This is a genomic window from Streptomyces sp. NPDC102406 (assembly GCF_044765725.1).
Taxonomy (GTDB): Bacteria; Actinomycetota; Actinomycetes; order Streptomycetales; family Streptomycetaceae; genus Streptomyces.
Genome location: NZ_JBIWKP010000017.1, coordinates 55019 through 72024 on the forward strand (window position 1 = coordinate 55019; position 17006 = coordinate 72024).

The following is a 17006-nucleotide window of genomic DNA, read 5'->3' on the forward strand; positions in this document are numbered from 1 at the left end:
GTTGAGATCAGTCGCGGCCCGGGTGGCGGTCTTCTTCGGCCTGCCGGGCGAGGGAGGCGGCCGACTCGTGCTCGATAACTCGCTGTTCCCGCTCATCACGCGCATCATCGCGGTGCAGCCTTGCTTCTACGCGCTGCAACCGGCGCCGGCTCGCCGTGATCAGATCTTGGGACCGGGCGAGGGCCTCATAGGAACGCTCGCGGAGGCTCGGCACGCTCGCGCCGACGCGCCGGGCCCGTTCGTCGACCTGTTCCTCCCACACAGCAAGCCTGTCCTCGCGCGCATCTGCCGCATCCTCCCGCGCATCAGCGTGGTGCTCCCGCTCGTCAGCCACCGCCTCCCGCTCCCCGGCAGCCCGCTCCCGCTCGGCCACCGCCTCTTCCCGCTCCTCAGCGACAGCGGCCGACCAGTCCCCAGCATCAACTTCCACACGATGCTCAGGCTGTACTCCCCCGGAGACAGCCTCAGCTGCACGACGGGAACGCCTTCGCCGGTTGGCTTCCATCCCTCCAGTCTGCCCCGAGTCTGCCCCTTTTCGCGGCGGAGGAAGGCGCTCGTCCCCAGTGGATCGCCCACACCCGCCACCGCGCCGACACACTCACCGACGAGCCCCGCATCGCACTCGATCAACTCGGCATGCGGTGGTGAATGCCGCGGGAAGCGGCCTCGTAGGCGCGGCCTCGTCCTATGAGAAAGCAAAGAAGCGGCGTCCGGCCGGGGCGGTGCACACCGGCGGCCTGCTCCCGGGTTCACCCACGCAAAAGAGTGGTAAAGGCCATCAAGCGGGGTCCGGGCCCGATGGCCCGCGGATGGTCTTCCCTCTCACGCACCCGCCCGGCTCATTCTCATCCTCGCCGCCTGCTCGCACACAGAGAACTGCGCATCTCCCTGCGGCTCATCCAGGCGAAGGGCTTTGACCGGGCGCCGTGACCGAGGGCAGCGGCACAGACGGCGGGACGCTGACCTGCCGAACGCCCCACAGCGGCGGCCCGGGCGGCGGCCATGGCCTGCTCGGAGGAGCGCAGCAGTTCGCGTGCTCGGACAAGGAACACCTCTCCGGCTTCGGTGAGCCGCGTGCCTTGCCGCGTACGGTCCAGTAGCCGCGCTCCGACCTCGGCCTCGAGCCGGCTGATCTGCCGGCTCAGCGACGGCTGCGCGATGCGCAACTCGGCCGAGGCCCGGCCGAAATGCAGGTGGGACGCGACGGCGGTGAAGTAGCGCACCAGTCGCAGGTCGAGGTCCGTCATGCCTCGATCGTATGACGTGTTCTGGAACAGGTCTTTGATGACCGAGGATGCGCGTTCCTATCGTGAGATCCATGCAAACCACCAACGAGATCGCGGTCCGGCGCTTCTACGAGGCCCTGGCCCTCCGGGGACACCACGCTGGTCGACGAGGCACTCGCCGCCGACTGGGAGGCCATCCCGCCCTTGCGCACCGGAGCCGGGGCCGAGGGATGGAAGGCGAGCATCGTGCACCTTCGCGGCGTCTTCGGCGACCTGGCCATCGAGATCGAGGATGTCGTCGTGAACGGGGACATGGTCGCCGTGCGGGCGGTCAACCGCGGCAAGCAGACCGGGGAGTTGCTCGGCGTCGAGGGCACCGGCTTGCGAGGTCGAGTTCCGGGCGGCCGACTTCCACCGGGTGGTCGACGGCCGGATCGTGCGGACATGGCATCTGGAGGACTACTTTCGGGATCGCGCGCCAGATCGGCCTGGAGTTCACCCGTGGCGCTTGACGGAAGAACGGCGGTCGTGACCGGGGCGGCGCGGGCATCGGGTACGCGTACTGCCGGCGGCTCGCCGCGGACGGGGCGAACGTCGTCGCTGTCGACATCGACGATCCGGCCGACGGCGTACGGGAGTTGAAGGGCGGCGGCGACAAGTGGGGCTGGTCTGCGACATCGGTGAATCGGCGCAGGTCGATGCCGTGGTCGCCGCGGTCATCGACCGGTGCGGGCGCTGCGACATCCTCGTCAACAACGCCGGTGTCTTCCCCTTCACCAACCTCGACCTCGACCTCGACCACGTGACCATCGAGCTGTGGCGCACCGTGCAAGCGGTCAACGTCGAGGCGATCCTGCTCTTCGCCCGGGCGTTCGCGCCGGGCATGCGGGCCGCCGGATGGGGACGCATCGTCAACACCGGCTCGGGGATCACCCTCACACAGAACCGCGACCTCGCGTACATGACCAGCAAGGGCACCGTGCACGCGCTGACCCGGGCACTCGCCAACGAGCTCGGCGAGAGCGGCATCGCGGTCAACGCGATCGCGCCGGGACTCGTGGCCACCGAGGGGTTCCTGGGCCGTGCCCGGCCGGACGGCCCGAGCGCCGACGAGGTGTTCGCCCGGATGACGGCCATGCAGACCATCAAGCGCCGGTCGGTCCCCGCCGACCTCGGCGACGCCCTCGGCTTCCTGGTCTCGGACGACGCCGGCTTCATCACCGGCCAGATCCTGCACGTCGACGGGGGGCGTGACACGTAGGGGGGCCTGACCGCACCCGACGGGCCGCGTCCGGGCTTCGAAGAGTCCGGTGGGCCGGTCAGCGGGGTTCCTCGCCCTGCGCCACCTCGACTTGGTGGTGGACGGCGATCAGGGCCGTGGTGGCAGCGCCGGCGGAGAGGAGCGCGCCGAGGGCGAGCGCGAGCACCAGGACCCGGGCCGTACGGGGATGGTGGCGGTCCGGGGTGAGCAGGGCGGTGACGCGGCGCGGGACGGGGCCGGTCGTCGCCGCGGGCGCGAAGTCCGGGCGGACGGACGGCGCCGCCTGTCCCGCGAGCGCGGCGCGGGCGATGGCGTGCGCGGTGAGACGGCGGTCCCCGACGGCACGCGCGGCGGCCTCGTCGGCGGCACGCTCGGCCGCATACCGGATGTCGGCCCGCAGCGCACGCAGGGCCGGGTGGCAATGCGCGGCGAGTTCGGCGGCGGCCAGGAAGTAGTGGTGACCCGCGCGGTTGTGGGCGCGCTCATGGGCGAAGAGTGCCTCACGCTCGGCCGGGCCGAGGCTGCGCAGCATCGCGGTGGTGACGACGATGCGGTGCGGCCGGCCCGGCAGGGCGTACGCGTCGGGGTGCGGGGACTCGACGACGCACAGGTCGCCCGCGGCGGGGTGGCGGCCCGCCTGGGTGCGTGCGGTGCGGAACGCGCCGGCCTGCCGCAACGCGGAGCGCCCGAGTGAGCCAGCGCTGAGCACGAGCGCCCCGGTGGCCAGCGCGGCGGCGGGCAGCACCAGCAGGTTCGAGGGGGTTCGCAGCGGGTGGATCAGGTCACCGAGCGCCGCGAACAGGGGCAGCTTGAGCAGCCCGGTGAGGACCAGCGTGCCGAGCGCCGCCGCGCAGGAGGTGGCAAGGGCCAGTGCGATGCCGGTCAGCAGCCACAGTGCGCGGGCGGGCGCGAGCCGCTCCAGGACGCGCCGGGCCACCGGCGGCGCCGCGAAGGGCAGCAGCAGCGGGACGAGGAGCAGGGCCGCCTGGGCCGCGTTCATGTGCCGTCGCTCTCCAGGAGGCGGCGCAGCACTTCTTCGTCGCCGGGGTCGAGCTGGGCGACGAACCTGGCCAGAACGGTCTCGCGGTCGGTGTCCCGGTCCAGCTCGGTGTGCATCCGGCGGGCGGTGAGGCCGGGCGCGTCCTGTACGGGGAAATAGGCGTAGCCGCGCCCTTGCCTGACCCGGTCGACGTTCCCCTTCTCGTGGAGCCGGGACAGGATCGTCGTCACAGTCGTGCGGGCGAGCGTGGAGGCCAGTTCGCCCTGGACCTGGCCAGGAGTGAGCGGCGTGTCCGCGGCCCACAGGGCGGCCATCACGGCGGCTTCCAGCTCTCCGGCCGGCCTGCGTTCGTCCATCGCGTCGGTCATGGGAACGATCCTCACCCCGCTATCGTCTACAGTGCAGTAGACCGTCTACAGAATTGTAGTCGCTAGTCTCCGTGAGCCCGGACGCCCCGGACAGGGCCCCGCCTCACCGGGCCCCGTTCCGCCGAGGCGAAGGACGACCGCCGATGACCACACCCCTTGCACTGGCTCTATCGTCGCAGCTCGCCGTGAACGTGCTGGACCCTTCCTCCCTTCTGACCGCTTTCGGGGTGCTCGGGGTCGGCGTGGTGATGTTCGCCGAGACGGGGCTGCTCATCGGCTTCTTCCTGCCCGGGGACTCGTTGCTCTTCACCGCAGGACTGCTGTGCACCGGGGGCGGTTCCGGTCATGGCGTGCACCTTTCCTTGGGGCCACTGCTCGTCGCCGCCGCCGTGGGCGCGCTCGCGGGCGCGCAGTGCGGGTACCTGCTCGGGCGCAGGGCGGGCGGTGCGCTGCTCGCGCGCGGCCGGTCGGTGCGGCTCACGGAAGGTGCGCGGCGTGCCGAAGAACTCCTCGAGCGGTACGGACACGCGAAGGCCATCGTGCTGGCGCGGTTCGTGCCCGTGGTGCGTACGGTGCTGAATCCGCTGGCCGGAGCGTTGCACGTGCCCGCGCGTACGTTCACCGTCTGGCAGGTGGCGGGCGGTCTGGTGTGGAGCCTGGGCCTGACCCTCGCCGGATACGGTCTGGGCTCCTCGATCCCGAACGTGGACCGCTATCTGCTGCCGCTGGTCGGCGTGATCGTCGCGGTGTCCCTGATCCCGCTCGCCGTCAAGCTGCTGCGCTCGCGCCGGGCTGCCGCCGGTGTGAAGGGGGCTCGCGGATGACGCCGCGTACGACGCTCGCCGTCGAGCTGCTGTGCTCGCGGCGGGCCGCCCATACGAAGGAGGTCCGCGGATGACGCCGCGTATGACACTCGCCCTCGACGGATCGTCGATCGACGGCTCCGCCTACCGTGACGTGACGAACCTGGCCGCGCACGCGCCCGGCTGGCTCGACAGCGCGGTGTCCGCCTGGTCGGCGTACGGTCTCGCGGTGTTCGCCGTGCTGATGGTCGCGGCCTGGTGGCGGGCGCGCCGGACGAGTGCCACGGCCGCGCTCGCGGCGCTGGCGGTGCCGCTGGTGGTCATGGTGGCGTACGTCCTGAACGACGTGGTGAAGACGCTCGTACGCGAGGACCGGCCGTGTCAGAGCCTGCGGCTGGTCACCCTGGAGGCGTGCCCGGCGCCCGGCGACTGGTCCTTCCCCAGCAACCATGCGGCGATCGCCGCGTCGGCGGCCGTGGCGATCCTGTTCGTCTCGCGGCGCCTGGGCGCGGTCGCGATCGCGGCGGCGTGCGCGATGGCGGCGTCCCGCGTCTGGGTCGGGGCGCACTATCCGCACGACGCGGCGGCGGGCCTCGTGGTGGGCGCCGCAGCGGGAGCGTTGCTGATGGTCGCCGTGCGGCGGTGGCCCGAGCCGCCGACCCGCCGACTGACTGCGTCGCGGCTGCGTCTGCTGCTGGTGGCGTGAGGGGTGGCTGGGGGTGGGGGACGCCGTCACCGCGCCGTCCCCACCCGCGCCCTCCGTCATACCGGTGCCTTGTCCCCGCGCCGGCCCCACGACGGAAGAGTCCGAACATGACCACCGCGACGACGCCCGACACCCCCTCGAACCCCGGTGACCGCGCGACCGACTGGCTGCGCCGACGGCTCGGTCGGGCCGTCGTGCTCGCCTATCTGCTTGCCACGCTGCTGCCGGGGCCGGCCCTGTGGCTGCGCCACCCCCACCCGCTCCAGTCGGCGCCGCACTCCCAACCCGCCCTCGCCGTACCGCCGTTGCTCCTCGGCCTGGTGCTGTTCGCGGCCGGGTTACAGGTCCCCGCTCGGGCGCTCGGCCGGCTGCTGCGTCGCCCCACCGCACTCGTCGTCGGCCTCGCCCTGCACCTGACGGCCCCCCTCCTCATCGTGCCGCTCCTCGCGTACGCGCTGAGGCACTCGCCCGACAGCGACGGCGGCAGCGGACTGGTCACGGCGATGATCCTCATCGTGGCGATGCCGGTCGCGGCGGGTGCCACCGTGTGGGCCGGCAAGGGCAACGGCGACCAGCCGACCATGGTCGGCCTCGTACTCGCCTCCACCCTCATCAGCCCGCTCACCATTCCCCTCACCGTCCACGCGCTCACCCCGCAGCTCAGCGACGGATACGCGGACAGCCTGGCCGCCGCCGGGCACTCCCTGAGCACCGGCTTCGCTCTCACCGGGGTCGTGCTGCCGTGCGGGGCGGGGGTCCTGTGCCGGCTGCTGCTGCCCGCGGCCTGGCTGCGCCGCCTGCTGAGCTGCGTCGTCCCGACGGCGCTCGCCGGCTCCCTCGTGCTGACCTACGCCAACGCCGGCGGAGCCCTCGCCGCCTTCCTCAGCCACCCCCGCCCGCTGCTGCTGAGCGCCGCGCTGGCCGTGGCCGCCGTGGTGTGCGCGCTGTCCTTCGCCGTGGGCCGGATCGCCGCCCGCGCGCTGCGGCTCGACGCCCCCGTCGCCTCGTCGCTGACGCTGGCCTGCGGCATGAACAACAGCAGCGCGAGCGCGGTCCTGCTCACCACCGCACTGCCCGACAAACCACAACTGCTGCTACCCGTACTCGCCTACGGGCTGCTGCAGAAAACCGCCGCGAACCGGGTCGTACGCCTTCGCGCGCAACGCTCCACGTGCCCGGCACCGGCCTCGTGACGCGCTGGCAGGAGCGGCGCGAGGGTGATCGGTGCCGCGCCGCCCAGCGGGAGCCGTCCGCGACCGAACATGCCGGCATTGCCCTCGAAGACACGTTGTCGCTCAACGTGCCCGGCATCGAACCGGCTCCTGAGAACGAGCAGCCGGTGAAGCGGACCCAGGAGCACAAATGGCTCCTCAACCTCGCCGCCGCCCGGCAGTTCCACGCCCGCGAAGGCCACCTCAACATCCCCCGCAAACACATCGAAGAGCTACCCTTGGAGCTGGCTGGGCCCGCCGCCACCGGACGCGAAACCACACCCGAGGGCACCGTCCTGGTCGACCTGGGGACGTGGACGGCGAACGTACGCCGCCGCGCGAGCAAGCTGACCGATGAACGCCGGGCGAGCCTCGATGAGTTGGGCACGCGTTGGTGAACATCCGGTCAGGGCACCCGTGGCCAACAGTTCGCTCTCGGACGCCAGTTGCCTGCTGGGCTGCTGGCGGTGGCGCCGCTGCGGTGCGAAGCGCGGATGCCGGCCGCGGTGGCGGGCGGGTGATGATGCGCGTTGCGATCGCCGTCTGTCCGCAGGCCGAGCACGAACCGCGTGGCAGGCGACGTCGCGGCGGGCACAGGGACCTCGGTCTCCGCATGACCGCTGGCGTTGTGGTGCTCTCCTCCCTGGGGCGGTTGAAAGAAGATCAGGCGTCGACTTCGCCGAACCAGCCGAAGTTCAGCAGTTCCTCGGGCCGGTAGGCGGAGGTGATGCCGATGGCAAAGTCAGCATCGCGTGCCATGCAGGCAAGAGCGAGAGGAGCCAGAGCCACGAGTCCATCGACGCTTCGTGAGCGGTCCTCGTCTGCCGTCCAGTACTCCTTGTGCCCAGTGATGGTGTGGGAGAGAGTGGCGTTGAAACGCTCGACCTCCTCGCGCTGGTAGAGGTGAAACAGTTCCAGCGGCGGATACAGGACGTTGAGCAGCACATCGGTGCCTGCGTTGTGCGGCACGGCTGGGTCAGTCCCATTGACGCCAACACGATCTTGTCCCACATGACGCCAGAGTGCCCTTGCCAGAAGCCCTGCAGCGCCTCCACCCAGTCGTACAGGAACTCGTCGAAGACTGCGCCCGACTGACGAAGGAAGGAGACAGGCACGCTGGCCAGTTGTTCCAGACGCTCGTTCTCGCGGCAGATGGCGGCCAGGTACCACGATGTCAGCCACGCGCCGACGTGCAGATAGGGCTGGGGCCCGGTGGCCGGGAGATCCATGGTCCTGCCGTCGACTCCGATGCGGCAGGAGACGACGGTCCCGGTCGCTGTGCCGGCTGCAAACAACGCTGATCCGACCTGCATCGCCGTGACCCACGCTTCCCAGGTCTCGAACCGGGCTGCTGTCCGGTCGTCCGCGCACGAGGCCTTGGCCACGGTCAACGCTGCGTCGAGAGCGCGCGAGCGGGCCATGTCCGACCGCTCAAGTCGATCCAGTACACGGGTCGTGCTCTTGGTGAGCGACACCATGTCATCCACGGTCGCCTGCACCGGAAACTCATGGCGAGGAATGCACGTCACCACTGGGCTCACCTCTGCCTAGCTCTTGCGATGCTCACGTACCGCACCAGCGTAAGAGCCGGTGTTCTTACAAGGGTGCGGGAGATGCTGACCGTGCGGGTCGGCAGTGCTGCGCCGCTTCGTCCGCCGCGCGGTCCTCATCACGCCTCCGTCCCTCAAGACCGGCTCAGTCTGCCTGAAGGACTTACTTGCGCAGCGCGTGCAGCAGGGCGAGGGCGGCGTGGTTGTCGGCGTAGTTCGGCGGGGCGTCGTCCGCGGGCTGCCCGTTCCGCAGGCGCCGCCCGCCCCGTGAGTCGGGGACGAAGAAGGCGTTGATACTGAACCAGGCTGCCGGGGGCTTCCACAGCAGCAGATCGGTTCCCTGCCACGCCGCATCCACCAGCTCCCACCGGCCGGACGCCAGCGCCGCGAGAGCCGTCGTGCGCACCGCCTGGTCCCCGTCGGCGGCCCGAGCCTCTACCGACGGGGCGGACCAGCGGGTCCGTGCTCCGAGCGTGCAAGCGGTAACCAGCGCATCGTCAATATCCGCGATGACTCTCAGTGCCTGTTCGCTCCAGACTCGGCCTGTGCGGTGCACGTCGCGTCGCGTCGCGTCGCACGACTGTGTCACCCGGGACGAACCTGTGCACCACGTTCTCCTTACTGATCGTTTCAGAATGCCGCCTGGAGGTGCCCGGAGACAGATGATGCCGCAGGCGAGTTGTAGTAGTGCGAGGTGGAGATCAGCACGCATCTCGTAGCGGATCCGGAGTCTCTTGAACTGGTGGAGCCAGGCGAAGGTGCGCTCGACCACCCAGCGGGTCTTGCCCAAGCCGGAGCCGTGAGGGGCACCGCGGCGGGCGATTTTGGGTGTTATGCCGCGGCGCCGGAGAAGTCGTCGGTACTTGTCGAAGTCGTAGCCGCGGTCGGCATACAGCCGTTGCGGGCGATGGCGCGGTCGTCCGCGTAGTCCATGAATGCGTGGGATAGCATCGATGAGCGGGATGAGTTGGGTGACATCGTGTCGGTTGCCACTGGTGAGTGACACTGCGAGAGGTGTGCCCTTCCGGTCGACGACGATGTGGTGTTTGCTTCCTGGGCGGCCCCTGTCGACCGGTGATGGTCCGGTGTGAGCTCCCCCTTTCAGACTGCGGACGTGTGAGCCGTCGATGGCACAGTCGCCCATCTCCAGCAGTCCGGCCTTCCGCATCTCGGCGAGGAGCTCAGCATGCAGGCGTGGCCAGACGCCGGCCTCGTCCAGTCCCGTAGACGACGCCAGGCAGTGACCCCCGAGCGACCCATCGCCTGACGTGGCACATCACGCCAGGCTGCACCCGTGCGCAGGACGAAGAGGATGCCTGCCAGGGCGGTGCGGTCGTCTGTCCGGCGTCGTCCCGGATACCGATTCCGGCCGCTGCGGAGGGGGTGGCAGAATTGGCGCGATGCGGGCCCACAGGTCGTCGGGCACGAGATCTCTGACCACGTCGAGATCGTGGCGGAAGAAGTCCGACCGGCGGGTCTGTTCACAGCGAACTCGTTTGATGAGTGTGAGCGGACAGAAGGGATTCTGCGGCGGCCCGTGATCTGAAGCCCGGCTTCTTGCTACTTGCTCGTTTCTGAGACTGGGGTGGGCGAACGTGCTCGTGGTACTTGTTCCGGCAGCCGGGGCTGTCGTGTGGGCGGTAGCGCTGTTGGTGTCTGACGTGCGGAGTCGGCAGCGGCGAATCTCTCTGGAGGTCCCGTGTTCCGGGTACGGGCAGGGTCGGTTCTCCTCGGATGAGACGCGTTACCACCTTGGGCCGGTCGTGCACGAAGGGCGCGTGATAAAGGGCTCGCTGTACGGGAAGAAGTTGCGGATCTCAGTCGGCCAGGCCGTGAAGGTGGAGCTCGACCCGCGAGAGCCGGCCCGCATGTATCTGCCGGACACCATGCCACTGTTCGCACACTGGGTGGCAGCCCTTTTGTACGGAGGGCTGGGAATCGCCCTGATTGGGGCTGCGTTGGCGATCGGCATGTGAGCTCATCAGCGTGACGGTGCGCGGGTTGGACTGCGGTGGTGCTCTGGCCATCACCTCCACGACGCGCTCCTGGCCGACTCTTCAGAGACGGCAGGCAACCTCTCGCTACGACGCCTCATTGTGAAACGGTCAGTTAGTGAGTGTCTGGAAAGGCAGGACACCGGCGCTGAGTGCCCAGACGACTCTCCAAGGGTCGGTAATCGACGGATAAACAGGCTTCGGCCTGGGAAGCCGCCGCAGGCGGCTTCCCAGGCCATGGTGGAACCTCAGCCGGACCTGGTAACTACTCCGCAACGTTGATGTCGTTCGGGGGGTTGAATACGCAGAACTCGTTGCCTTCCGGGTCGGCAACGACGATCCAGCGAAAGCCGTGTTCGCTGAGTTCCTCAGAGAGCTTCGCAGCGCCGAGCCGTTCGAGGCGATTGACCTCAGACATCAGGTCTGCGGTGCCGAAGTAGAGGTCAAGGTGCATGCGGTTCTTGCCCTGCTTGGGTTCTGGGACGTCCTGCAGGAGAAGGGTTGGTGCAGGATCGGGCCCGACCAGGCTCAGGTAGGGGGGTCCGTGGAAGCCGCGCCGGTAGTCCAGCGGGGCGAGCGCGGCGAGCCAAAAGTTCGCTTGCGCTTCGGTGTCGACACAGTCCAGCGTCACAACGATCTGCATGGCGGAACGGTAGGAGGCTTGGTCCGTCCTGACGATCCATTTTTGGGCAGCACCCGAGGTGGTGCTGCTGCCCTTCAGGCCCAAGCATCCTCTGCGAGCTCTTATGCCGGTGAGTCCTTCTTCGACCAGTTGGCGTGGGGTCCCTTGCGGGTGATCCTGCGGGTCATCAGGGTGATGAGTGCCGAGGTCAGGTGCGCTTCTGAGTGCTGTGGGAGGCGTTCGTAGTCGCGGACGTTGCGTCGGGCTTTCATGATCCAGCCCAGTGTTCGTTCGACTTTCCAACGCCGGGGCAGAACGACGAAGCCTTTCGCTCCGCGCGGCCGGGAGACCGTCTTGAGGGTCATGTTGAGGAAGCTGCCCAACCAGTTGACGAGCTGGCCGCCGTAGGCGGAGTCGGCCCAGACCTGCGTGATCTGCGGCTGCATGACCCGCAGGCGCCAGAGGAGTTCGCGGGCGGCGTCCCGGTCGGTGGTGTCGGCGGGCGTCACCGTGATCATCACGGGGAGCCCGAGGGTGTCAACGGCGATGTGTCTCTTGCGTCCGTTGATCTTCTTGCCGGCGTCGAACCCGCGGGTGGCCTTGGAGACGGTTTCGGCTCCCTTGACCGACTGCGAATCGACGATCAACGTCACTGGCCAGGGGCATCGCCCCTGGCCAGTGCGGATCCGCCGACGCAGTTGATCACGGAGGAAAGCGCTCACGCCGCGCCGGTGCCAGGCGGCGAAGTGGTAGTAGACGGTCTGAAAGGGCGGGTAATCCGCAGGCAGAGCACGCCATTTGACGCCATTGTCGACGAGGTAGCGGATGGCGTCGACGATGTCGCGCCGTGGCCACTTCTCCGGCCGGCCGCCGGTCTTGGTCTGGCAGGCCGGCAGAGGAAGCAGCGGTTCGATCAGCGCCCACTCCGCCTTCCCGATGAGCCTGAGCTCACCCACACGGACAAGTAGGGCATGGTCAAGCCGACCAAGTACGGGGAGGCGCTCTGCTTCTTCTTCGGCGGCGCGGGAGGAAAGTTCCGTGATGAGGGTGTACGAGTTTCCCCGGATGAGTTCCGGTTCCGAGTCGCTCAGGGCCATGCTCGAATCACCACAACACACAACCGCCCTGACCAGCAAGAAAGGGCGATCCCGTGAGGCGGGAGGGGTTCACCGGAACTTCACGGCCGATCCCGTACTGCGGGCACTTCCGGCGGCACCGTGCCCGCCGGGCGGACAGCACCCGTGCCATGCAAATGCTGCGCTTCCGTGGCCGATCCTCATGGGATGTTCGGGCGACTCCTGTGGCGGGGACACCTCACAGTCGATGCCGGACGGCGAGTATCGGGGGCCGGTCCGAGCGGCAGGGACCATGCCTTGCGAATGCTGTCGATCAGAGGTCGGGCGCTGTAAGGCGGTATCCCGAGTTCTTGTCGTGCGTCGGCCAGTCGTTAAGGATCGCCGTCCTGGCCGTGCTCGGCTGCCTGTTGCGTACGGCGCTCGAGTCCATCTTTGCTGAAGATGTCGAGCAGGGTGAGTGAGAAATAGGCGTACGTGGATGCTTCGTCGATGAGCTGGCGTGCGCTGCTGCTGATCTCTGCTTCGTCGGGTGGTCGGTGTGATGAGTCGCCGGCGGGCGCGGGCCGGGCGCCGTAGGCGTGGAAGACGAAGTGATCAAGCGTGCGGAGTACGTCCACTTCGACGCACGGACAGGGGTCGTGTGAGTAGCTGCTGAGCGTGCGGAAGGAGGCGAGGATGCTGTTGGTGTCGTGCGTCCACTGTTGTTTGCTCAGCAGGGTGCGGAAGCCGGCGAAGGTCTCCGCGAGTTCTTCCAGGATGAGTTGCCGTGAGATGTCTGTGAGTTCGTAGGACTGGGTCTTGTCCTGGGTCTCGCGGAGTTGCAGGCCGTAGCGGAGCAGGTCGCGCAGGATGCCGCCTGACAGCGCGTGGGCGAGCAGGATGTGGGGTTCCTTCAGGGTCTGTGAGCGCTTGGCGAGGATGGCGCGTGAGTCGGTGAGGGTGCTGGGCTGGACATGGATGATGTCGTCCAGGGAGCTGTCGGTGGCGTCCCGGTGTGGAAGGCCCCTGCGGACGAAGGCGGCTCCTACGTCCTCGGCAACCGAGATCAGGTATTGGACCAGGGGAACGCCCAGTATGGCTTTTATCTCCCGGAGGAATGCGAGTGCCTCTGTGTCCGCGCCCAAGCGGTCTACTTCGTCGATGGCGATCACGACGGTCCTGCCCGCTTCGGTCCTCTCAACGGCGATGGCTCTGAGCAGGTCGCGAAATTCCTCAACGAGCTCCGGGTAGTTCGGGGGAACCGTGGACACAGACGCAGAGTGGTTGGTGCCCAGGCTCAGGATCTGGGCAGCGCCCCCCATGGTCACGCCGTTGGTGACCTGCTGGATCGTCTGAAGGCGGTAGAGGTGGTGGCGGCAGCGCGTGACCAACTCAGGTTCTTCCGGCTGCGGTTGCCAGTCCCCCAGCTTCGACACCAGGACTCCGGCGATGATCCCTGCCAGTCGCAGCGGGTTTTCCGGGTCTGCCAAAAGGGACCGTATCTGCGGGTTCGTGATGAGGAAGAACAGCAGGTAGATTCCCGCGGCGGCGCTGATCGGGCGGAAGATTCACTCCAGGATTATGCGCCATCTTCCAAGAGGGAACTCGACTTCCAGGTCGCGAACGAAGCGCAAGAACCACCCCACGAGCAGCAGCCCTCCTGCATAGCCGACAGCTCGGTAGAGGGCCTCGGGCTGGGTGGTGTGGAGGTTCAGGGCCTGTCGGCGGATCTGTCCGTCGAGCAGCAGAGTGGTAGCGGATATCCAGGCCAGGAGCAGGCCGGTAGGTCTGATGCCGCACATCCACAGGCGACCCAGCATGCGGGCCAGCCAGGCTTCATGTCGTGACTTCCACCAGATGATCCCGCCGATCGTGACGGCCAAGCTCGCGACAACGGTGTGGCCCTGCCAGATGACCGTGACGTCGTGGCGTATCGCGCTGGCGTACGCGCGCGCGGCGTCCGATGCGGACGTGGCGTACTGCTTGTAGAAGGACCGCACCGAGGCGGAGAGTCCCAGCACCACCAGGGCGGTGGCGGGCACCGCGAAGGAGGCCCACCGGCTCAGCCGTTTGGCCTGGAGCCAAATTCGGCGCAGTGCTCGGCGCGCGGGCGACAGGCGCGCGAAGCCGGTGGGCTCATAGCCGCGGGCCCGCATGTACTTCTCGCACAGCTGGACCGACAGCGACAGAAGAAAGTCGTGAGGAGCGTAGGTGGCCGGCGCCTGGACGATCACGCCGAAGCCGGCCTTCTTAACGCACTGCTCCAGCAGCGTCGATTTGCCCGCACCGCGCGGGCCGCAGACGGCGATGGTGCCGTCCTCAAGTTGTGTGAGCTTGCGCTCGAGTTGGCGCCGGGCACCGTTCTCGATGATGAACCCGGGCGCTCGAGGCGCGCGCAGGCCCCATTCGTAGTCGTCCGGGATGAAGAGGGAGTCGGGGTCGTCGCCCAGCATGTGGCGGACCAGGTCGGCCACCACGGGAGCAGTACCTGTCTCAAGCAGCTCTTCACCCCAGCGTGCAGCACACACTCCTACCTCGATGCGCTGAACGAGCCAGGCGCCCTTGAGTCCTGCGGCGGTCAGGCACTGCGCCAAGTTGGCCCACAGGGGAATCCGCGCCAGATGAACAGCGCGGTCATCGAGACCGCTGCCACCACGACGGCGATGAGCAGGGCGAGCAAGCCACTGAATATCAGCAGGACCATCGAGACGGCGGCGACCAGAGAACAGGCCACCCGCCAGTCCCACTGCGTCGCTCGTGCTGCTCGCTCGCACTTGTGCTGAGCCGCGGCCAGGTCTTCGATCGCCCGGTCGAGGGTTTGTGAGGGACAGCGGAGGATGGTGTAGCGGCGGTACCGCGCCGTCATCATCCGATCCACAACGGCGTCACGGTCTACGCCCGTACGTTTGCCGAGCAGTCGCTCCGTCGCAGGCGCAGCAACCGCGAACTGCACACACCGGAGATAAACCGCCGACTTGTCTTCACCATCGACGAAATCGAAGGCCCTCGCTGCCCATGACTCCAGCCAGGCCCGCAGCCGCGGCATCCCTCCGCCTTCCCCCGACGTGCAGAAGCTGCGGATGCTATCCCTGCGTTGTAGACGCCCGAGTGCGTTCCGGTGAAGGTGGCTCAGTTCTTACGGTCCCGTGCGCTCGCGCTATCGGCGCCCACCACCGCTGGTGAAAACGAAGAAGGCGTTGACGCTGAACCATGACGCGGGCGGTTTCCACAGCAACAGATCCGTCTCCTGCCACACCGCGGCCTCAAGCTCCCACTCCCCCGTCGCCATCACGTCGAACGCCTCCGTACGCACCGACCGGTCGCCTCCCGCGCGGGCCTTCGCGTAGAGGGCGGGCCAGCGGCCTGCACCCAGGCACGCACGCGGTCACCAACGCCTCGCCCGTGTCGTCGCGACGACCCGCAGGGCCAGTTGGCGCCACGCCCGCCCGGAGCGGTGGACATCGCCGCCGTACGACCGCCTGGCCCGTCTCGAATCCGCGCCCCGCGTCCCCTTCTTCCGGTTCTTCCGGTCCGAGGCCGTGCTGCCCCCGGCCGGGCGGGAAAGCCGCCATCCGAGGATGCTTACCCACTCTCCCCGGCCTGCCCGCGCCTACCGGCGACGCCCAAACAGGCCGCGGCCCTTCTTCGCCTCCGCTTCGGCGGCCTCCCGCGCCGCGGCCTCCTCTGCTTGGATCCGCGCGTCCCTCTCTGCCCTCACCTGTTCGCGGTGTTCGTCCAGGCACGGATCGCACAGCTCGCGGTGCGGCAGCGTCGAGTGACGCTGGACCCAGAGCTAGCGTTCGTCGCTGAACTTCGACCCGCAGCGGGCGCACACCGGCCGCTGCGCCTCGCGCTCCGCTGCCTTGCGTTCCGCCTGCCTCTGGCGGGACTGCTCCACTTCGATCCGGTAAAGCCGCTCGCCGTCCGGGTTGTCCAGGGCCTCGCTCAGCGTCTGCCACTGATCGCGCCCGAGCCACCGCCATACCCGGCCCGCTGCCCCGGCCGGGTCGGTGGTGATCCGCTCCAGCTCGCAAAGGCCCCTAGAAACCGCCATGCGTATCCCGGGCCTTTGGCACGCCACGCCGGTACGCGAGTACACCCGAATGCGGGCCATGGTCATAGGTCTGCCTATGCGGGAACGGTAACGGTCGCGGAAGCTACTGGGTCGGGTGCGCGTCCAGCCACTCCGACAGATCGTTGCCGGCGCCGAACACCTCGTCGCGGTTCGACCGGTCCTGGGCGGCGTCGATGCTCTCGCCGTCCTGCGAGCCGCCCAGGTCCTCGCCGGCGTCGAAGCCGTCCTCCATGGTGTCGATCAGCACGTACGCCTCGCTGAAGAATGAGCCGTCCACCGAGTCGTCGGCGTTCATCGCCTTCCGGAGCTGCCGAGCGCCCTTGATGAAGTTCTCCATCTCGCCCCAGCACGAGCCGGGTTCCATCGTCTCGCAGTCCTTCGACGCGACCACGTCCTGGAACTCCGCCGTGGCGGCCTGCACGCTCATCGCCTCCGGCTTCACGGCCGGCTTCTTCTGCGCCGCGGCGTCCCCGCCGCAGGCGCTCGTCCCCATCACCGCAGCCGCGATCAGCGCGCTCGCCACGGTCGTCCCCCAAGTCGATCTCCCCATAACCGTGGATCATGCCACGTGATCATCCGAGCATGGCCGTGTGAATGCGCCGACCGGCCACGGAGGGGCGCCGGAGGCGCGGAGAACAGCCATACGGATGGCTACCAGGCCGTCCCCGCGAACCGGGGGCGGACCGGCGCGCGGTCCGGCGACGCCGGTAGAGGCCACTGCCGGGCAGATCGTGCCGGGCAGCGGTCTCCACCGGCGTCACGGGCGCTTCGCCAGCAGCACGGCGACCTCGCTGTGATGCTGGACGTAGGCGGCCAGGTCCGGACTGAGCAGCCCGGCGACCCACACCAGGTCGTTCATGCGGCGGGTCAGCGGTGCGGCCAGCAGGGGCTCCTAGTGCGCGGCCCGGTTGCGCAGCCCGTGCAGATCGCCGATTTTCCGGTCGACCGTGCCGCGGTTAGTCCCCGCGGGGAAGGCCCTGTAAAGGTGCGGCACCCACAGGGTCTTCTCGTGCGCCGAGGAGGACAGGTACCGCCACAGGCCTAGGTCGTGTCCGCAATGTCAGGGGAGCCAGAGTTGTAGGCAGGCGATGGTGACGAGGGCTTGGTAGTGGCGGGCACGTTTGTCGTAGCGGGT

The 17006-nt window shown here is 68.6% G+C and carries 18 protein-coding genes and 4 pseudogenes; 7 read left to right on the forward strand and 15 right to left on the reverse strand.

Going from position 1 to position 17006, the window contains the following annotated elements; translation table 11 throughout:
- Positions 1-7: 7 nt before the first annotated feature.
- Together ACIRF8_RS35765 and ACIRF8_RS35770 are read right to left on the reverse strand one after the other, a co-directional pair.
- Positions 8-373: a hypothetical protein gene (locus tag ACIRF8_RS35765; protein WP_404222087.1), complete on the reverse strand. Its 366-nt coding sequence runs from the start codon at positions 371-373 to the stop codon at positions 8-10.
- Between the two features lie 607 nt (positions 374-980).
- A pseudogene (locus ACIRF8_RS35770) lies at positions 981-1247 on the reverse strand (LysR family transcriptional regulator); the annotation flags it as partial.
- Positions 1248-1421: 174 nt separating this feature from the next.
- On the opposite strand from ACIRF8_RS35770, the gene ACIRF8_RS35775 reads away from it, so the two are divergent.
- Both ACIRF8_RS35775 and ACIRF8_RS35780 read left to right on the forward strand, forming a co-directional pair.
- Positions 1422-1868, forward strand: coding sequence for an ester cyclase (locus ACIRF8_RS35775; RefSeq protein ID WP_404222132.1), 447 nt, complete (start codon positions 1422-1424; stop codon positions 1866-1868).
- Between the two features lie 16 nt (positions 1869-1884).
- Positions 1885-2487, forward strand: a complete 603-nt coding sequence (locus tag ACIRF8_RS35780; RefSeq protein ID WP_404222089.1) for an SDR family NAD(P)-dependent oxidoreductase — start codon at positions 1885-1887, stop codon at positions 2485-2487.
- A 58-nt stretch (positions 2488-2545) separates the two neighbouring features.
- Here ACIRF8_RS35780 and ACIRF8_RS35785 read toward each other — a convergent pair whose 3' ends face one another.
- Positions 2546-3487, reverse strand: a complete 942-nt coding sequence (locus ACIRF8_RS35785) for a M48 family metalloprotease (protein WP_404222092.1) — start codon at positions 3485-3487, stop codon at positions 2546-2548.
- The gene (locus tag ACIRF8_RS35790; protein ID WP_404222094.1) at positions 3484-3855 is read right to left on the reverse strand and encodes a BlaI/MecI/CopY family transcriptional regulator; all 372 of its coding nucleotides are present in this window, start codon (positions 3853-3855) and stop codon (positions 3484-3486) included. Before ACIRF8_RS35790 ends, ACIRF8_RS35785 begins: the two co-directional genes overlap by 4 nt.
- Before the next feature lie 143 nt (positions 3856-3998).
- Between ACIRF8_RS35790 and ACIRF8_RS35795 the strand changes: the two genes are divergently transcribed.
- The 4 genes from ACIRF8_RS35795 (at position 3999) to ACIRF8_RS35810 (ending at position 6973) form a co-directional block, all read left to right on the forward strand.
- Positions 3999-4679 carry a DedA family protein gene (locus ACIRF8_RS35795; protein WP_404222096.1) on the forward strand — a complete coding sequence of 227 codons (681 nt, stop codon included), beginning with the start codon at positions 3999-4001 and terminating at the stop codon, positions 4677-4679.
- 82 nt (positions 4680-4761) lie between these two features.
- Positions 4762-5364, forward strand: a complete 603-nt coding sequence (locus ACIRF8_RS35800; RefSeq protein ID WP_404222134.1) for a phosphatase PAP2 family protein — start codon at positions 4762-4764, stop codon at positions 5362-5364.
- 107 nt (positions 5365-5471) lie between these two features.
- Complete coding sequence (locus tag ACIRF8_RS35805; protein ID WP_404222098.1) at positions 5472-6557, forward strand: sodium-dependent transporter; 1086 nt, start codon at positions 5472-5474, stop codon at positions 6555-6557.
- Positions 6536-6973, forward strand: a complete 438-nt coding sequence (locus tag ACIRF8_RS35810) for a helicase associated domain-containing protein (RefSeq protein ID WP_404222100.1) — start codon at positions 6536-6538, stop codon at positions 6971-6973. Before ACIRF8_RS35805 ends, ACIRF8_RS35810 begins: the two co-directional genes overlap by 22 nt.
- 265 nt (positions 6974-7238) lie before the next feature.
- On the opposite strand, the pseudogene ACIRF8_RS35815 reads toward ACIRF8_RS35810, so the two are convergent.
- The 3 genes and pseudogenes from ACIRF8_RS35815 to ACIRF8_RS35825 all read right to left on the reverse strand — a co-directional run.
- Positions 7239-8053, reverse strand: a pseudogene (locus tag ACIRF8_RS35815) (immunity 49 family protein).
- 235 nt (positions 8054-8288) lie between these two features.
- Complete coding sequence (locus ACIRF8_RS35820) at positions 8289-8531, reverse strand: hypothetical protein (RefSeq protein ID WP_404222140.1); 243 nt, start codon at positions 8529-8531, stop codon at positions 8289-8291.
- A gap of 252 nt (positions 8532-8783) precedes the next feature.
- Positions 8784-9566 (reverse strand): annotated as a pseudogene (locus tag ACIRF8_RS35825) (IS5 family transposase); the annotation flags it as partial.
- 322 nt (positions 9567-9888) lie between these two features.
- On the opposite strand from ACIRF8_RS35825, the gene ACIRF8_RS35830 reads away from it, so the two are divergent.
- Positions 9889-10101, forward strand: coding sequence for a hypothetical protein (locus tag ACIRF8_RS35830; RefSeq protein ID WP_356742915.1), 213 nt, complete (start codon positions 9889-9891; stop codon positions 10099-10101).
- Positions 10102-10384: 283 nt separating this feature from the next.
- Here ACIRF8_RS35830 and ACIRF8_RS35835 read toward each other — a convergent pair whose 3' ends face one another.
- From ACIRF8_RS35835 to ACIRF8_RS35870, 8 genes and pseudogenes are all read right to left on the reverse strand, one after another.
- Entirely contained in the window at positions 10385-10762 is a 378-nt protein-coding gene (locus tag ACIRF8_RS35835; protein ID WP_404222102.1) for a VOC family protein, read from the reverse strand.
- Between the two features lie 116 nt (positions 10763-10878).
- Positions 10879-11838: pseudogene (locus ACIRF8_RS35840) on the reverse strand (IS5 family transposase); the annotation flags it as partial.
- Between the two features lie 350 nt (positions 11839-12188).
- The gene (locus ACIRF8_RS35845) at positions 12189-13286 is read right to left on the reverse strand and encodes a hypothetical protein (RefSeq protein WP_404222104.1); all 1098 of its coding nucleotides are present in this window, start codon (positions 13284-13286) and stop codon (positions 12189-12191) included.
- 78 nt (positions 13287-13364) lie between these two features.
- The gene (locus ACIRF8_RS35850) at positions 13365-14273 is read right to left on the reverse strand and encodes a hypothetical protein (protein WP_404222106.1); all 909 of its coding nucleotides are present in this window, start codon (positions 14271-14273) and stop codon (positions 13365-13367) included.
- Between the two features lie 101 nt (positions 14274-14374).
- Complete coding sequence (locus ACIRF8_RS35855) at positions 14375-14842, reverse strand: hypothetical protein (RefSeq protein ID WP_404222108.1); 468 nt, start codon at positions 14840-14842, stop codon at positions 14375-14377.
- Positions 14843-14953: 111 nt separating this feature from the next.
- Complete coding sequence (locus ACIRF8_RS35860) at positions 14954-15109, reverse strand: hypothetical protein (protein ID WP_404222110.1); 156 nt, start codon at positions 15107-15109, stop codon at positions 14954-14956.
- A gap of 480 nt (positions 15110-15589) precedes the next feature.
- Positions 15590-15850, reverse strand: coding sequence for a hypothetical protein (locus ACIRF8_RS35865; RefSeq protein ID WP_404222112.1), 261 nt, complete (start codon positions 15848-15850; stop codon positions 15590-15592).
- Positions 15851-15953: 103 nt separating this feature from the next.
- Positions 15954-16421 (reverse strand): hypothetical protein, encoded by a 468-nt coding sequence (locus ACIRF8_RS35870; RefSeq protein WP_404222114.1) that lies wholly within the window; start codon positions 16419-16421, stop codon positions 15954-15956.
- Between the last annotated feature and the right edge of the window lie 585 nt (positions 16422-17006).

Coding starts and splice junctions, on each gene's coding strand:
- ACIRF8_RS35785 (WP_404222092.1), bottom strand. CDS start 3,487: ATGAACGCGGCCCAGGCGGCCCTGCTCCTCGTCCCGCTGCTGCTGCCC.
- ACIRF8_RS35790 (WP_404222094.1), bottom strand. CDS start 3,855: ATGACCGACGCGATGGACGAACGCAGGCCGGCCGGAGAGCTGGAAGCC.
- ACIRF8_RS35795 (WP_404222096.1), top strand. CDS start 3,999: ATGACCACACCCCTTGCACTGGCTCTATCGTCGCAGCTCGCCGTGAAC.
- ACIRF8_RS35800 (WP_404222134.1), top strand. CDS start 4,762: ATGACACTCGCCCTCGACGGATCGTCGATCGACGGCTCCGCCTACCGT.
- ACIRF8_RS35805 (WP_404222098.1), top strand. CDS start 5,472: ATGACCACCGCGACGACGCCCGACACCCCCTCGAACCCCGGTGACCGC.
- ACIRF8_RS35835 (WP_404222102.1), bottom strand. CDS start 10,762: ATGCAGATCGTTGTGACGCTGGACTGTGTCGACACCGAAGCGCAAGCG.
- ACIRF8_RS35855 (WP_404222108.1), bottom strand. CDS start 14,842: ATGCCGCGGCTGCGGGCCTGGCTGGAGTCATGGGCAGCGAGGGCCTTC.
- ACIRF8_RS35865 (WP_404222112.1), bottom strand. CDS start 15,850: ATGGCGGTTTCTAGGGGCCTTTGCGAGCTGGAGCGGATCACCACCGAC.
- ACIRF8_RS35870 (WP_404222114.1), bottom strand. CDS start 16,421: ATGGGGAGATCGACTTGGGGGACGACCGTGGCGAGCGCGCTGATCGCG.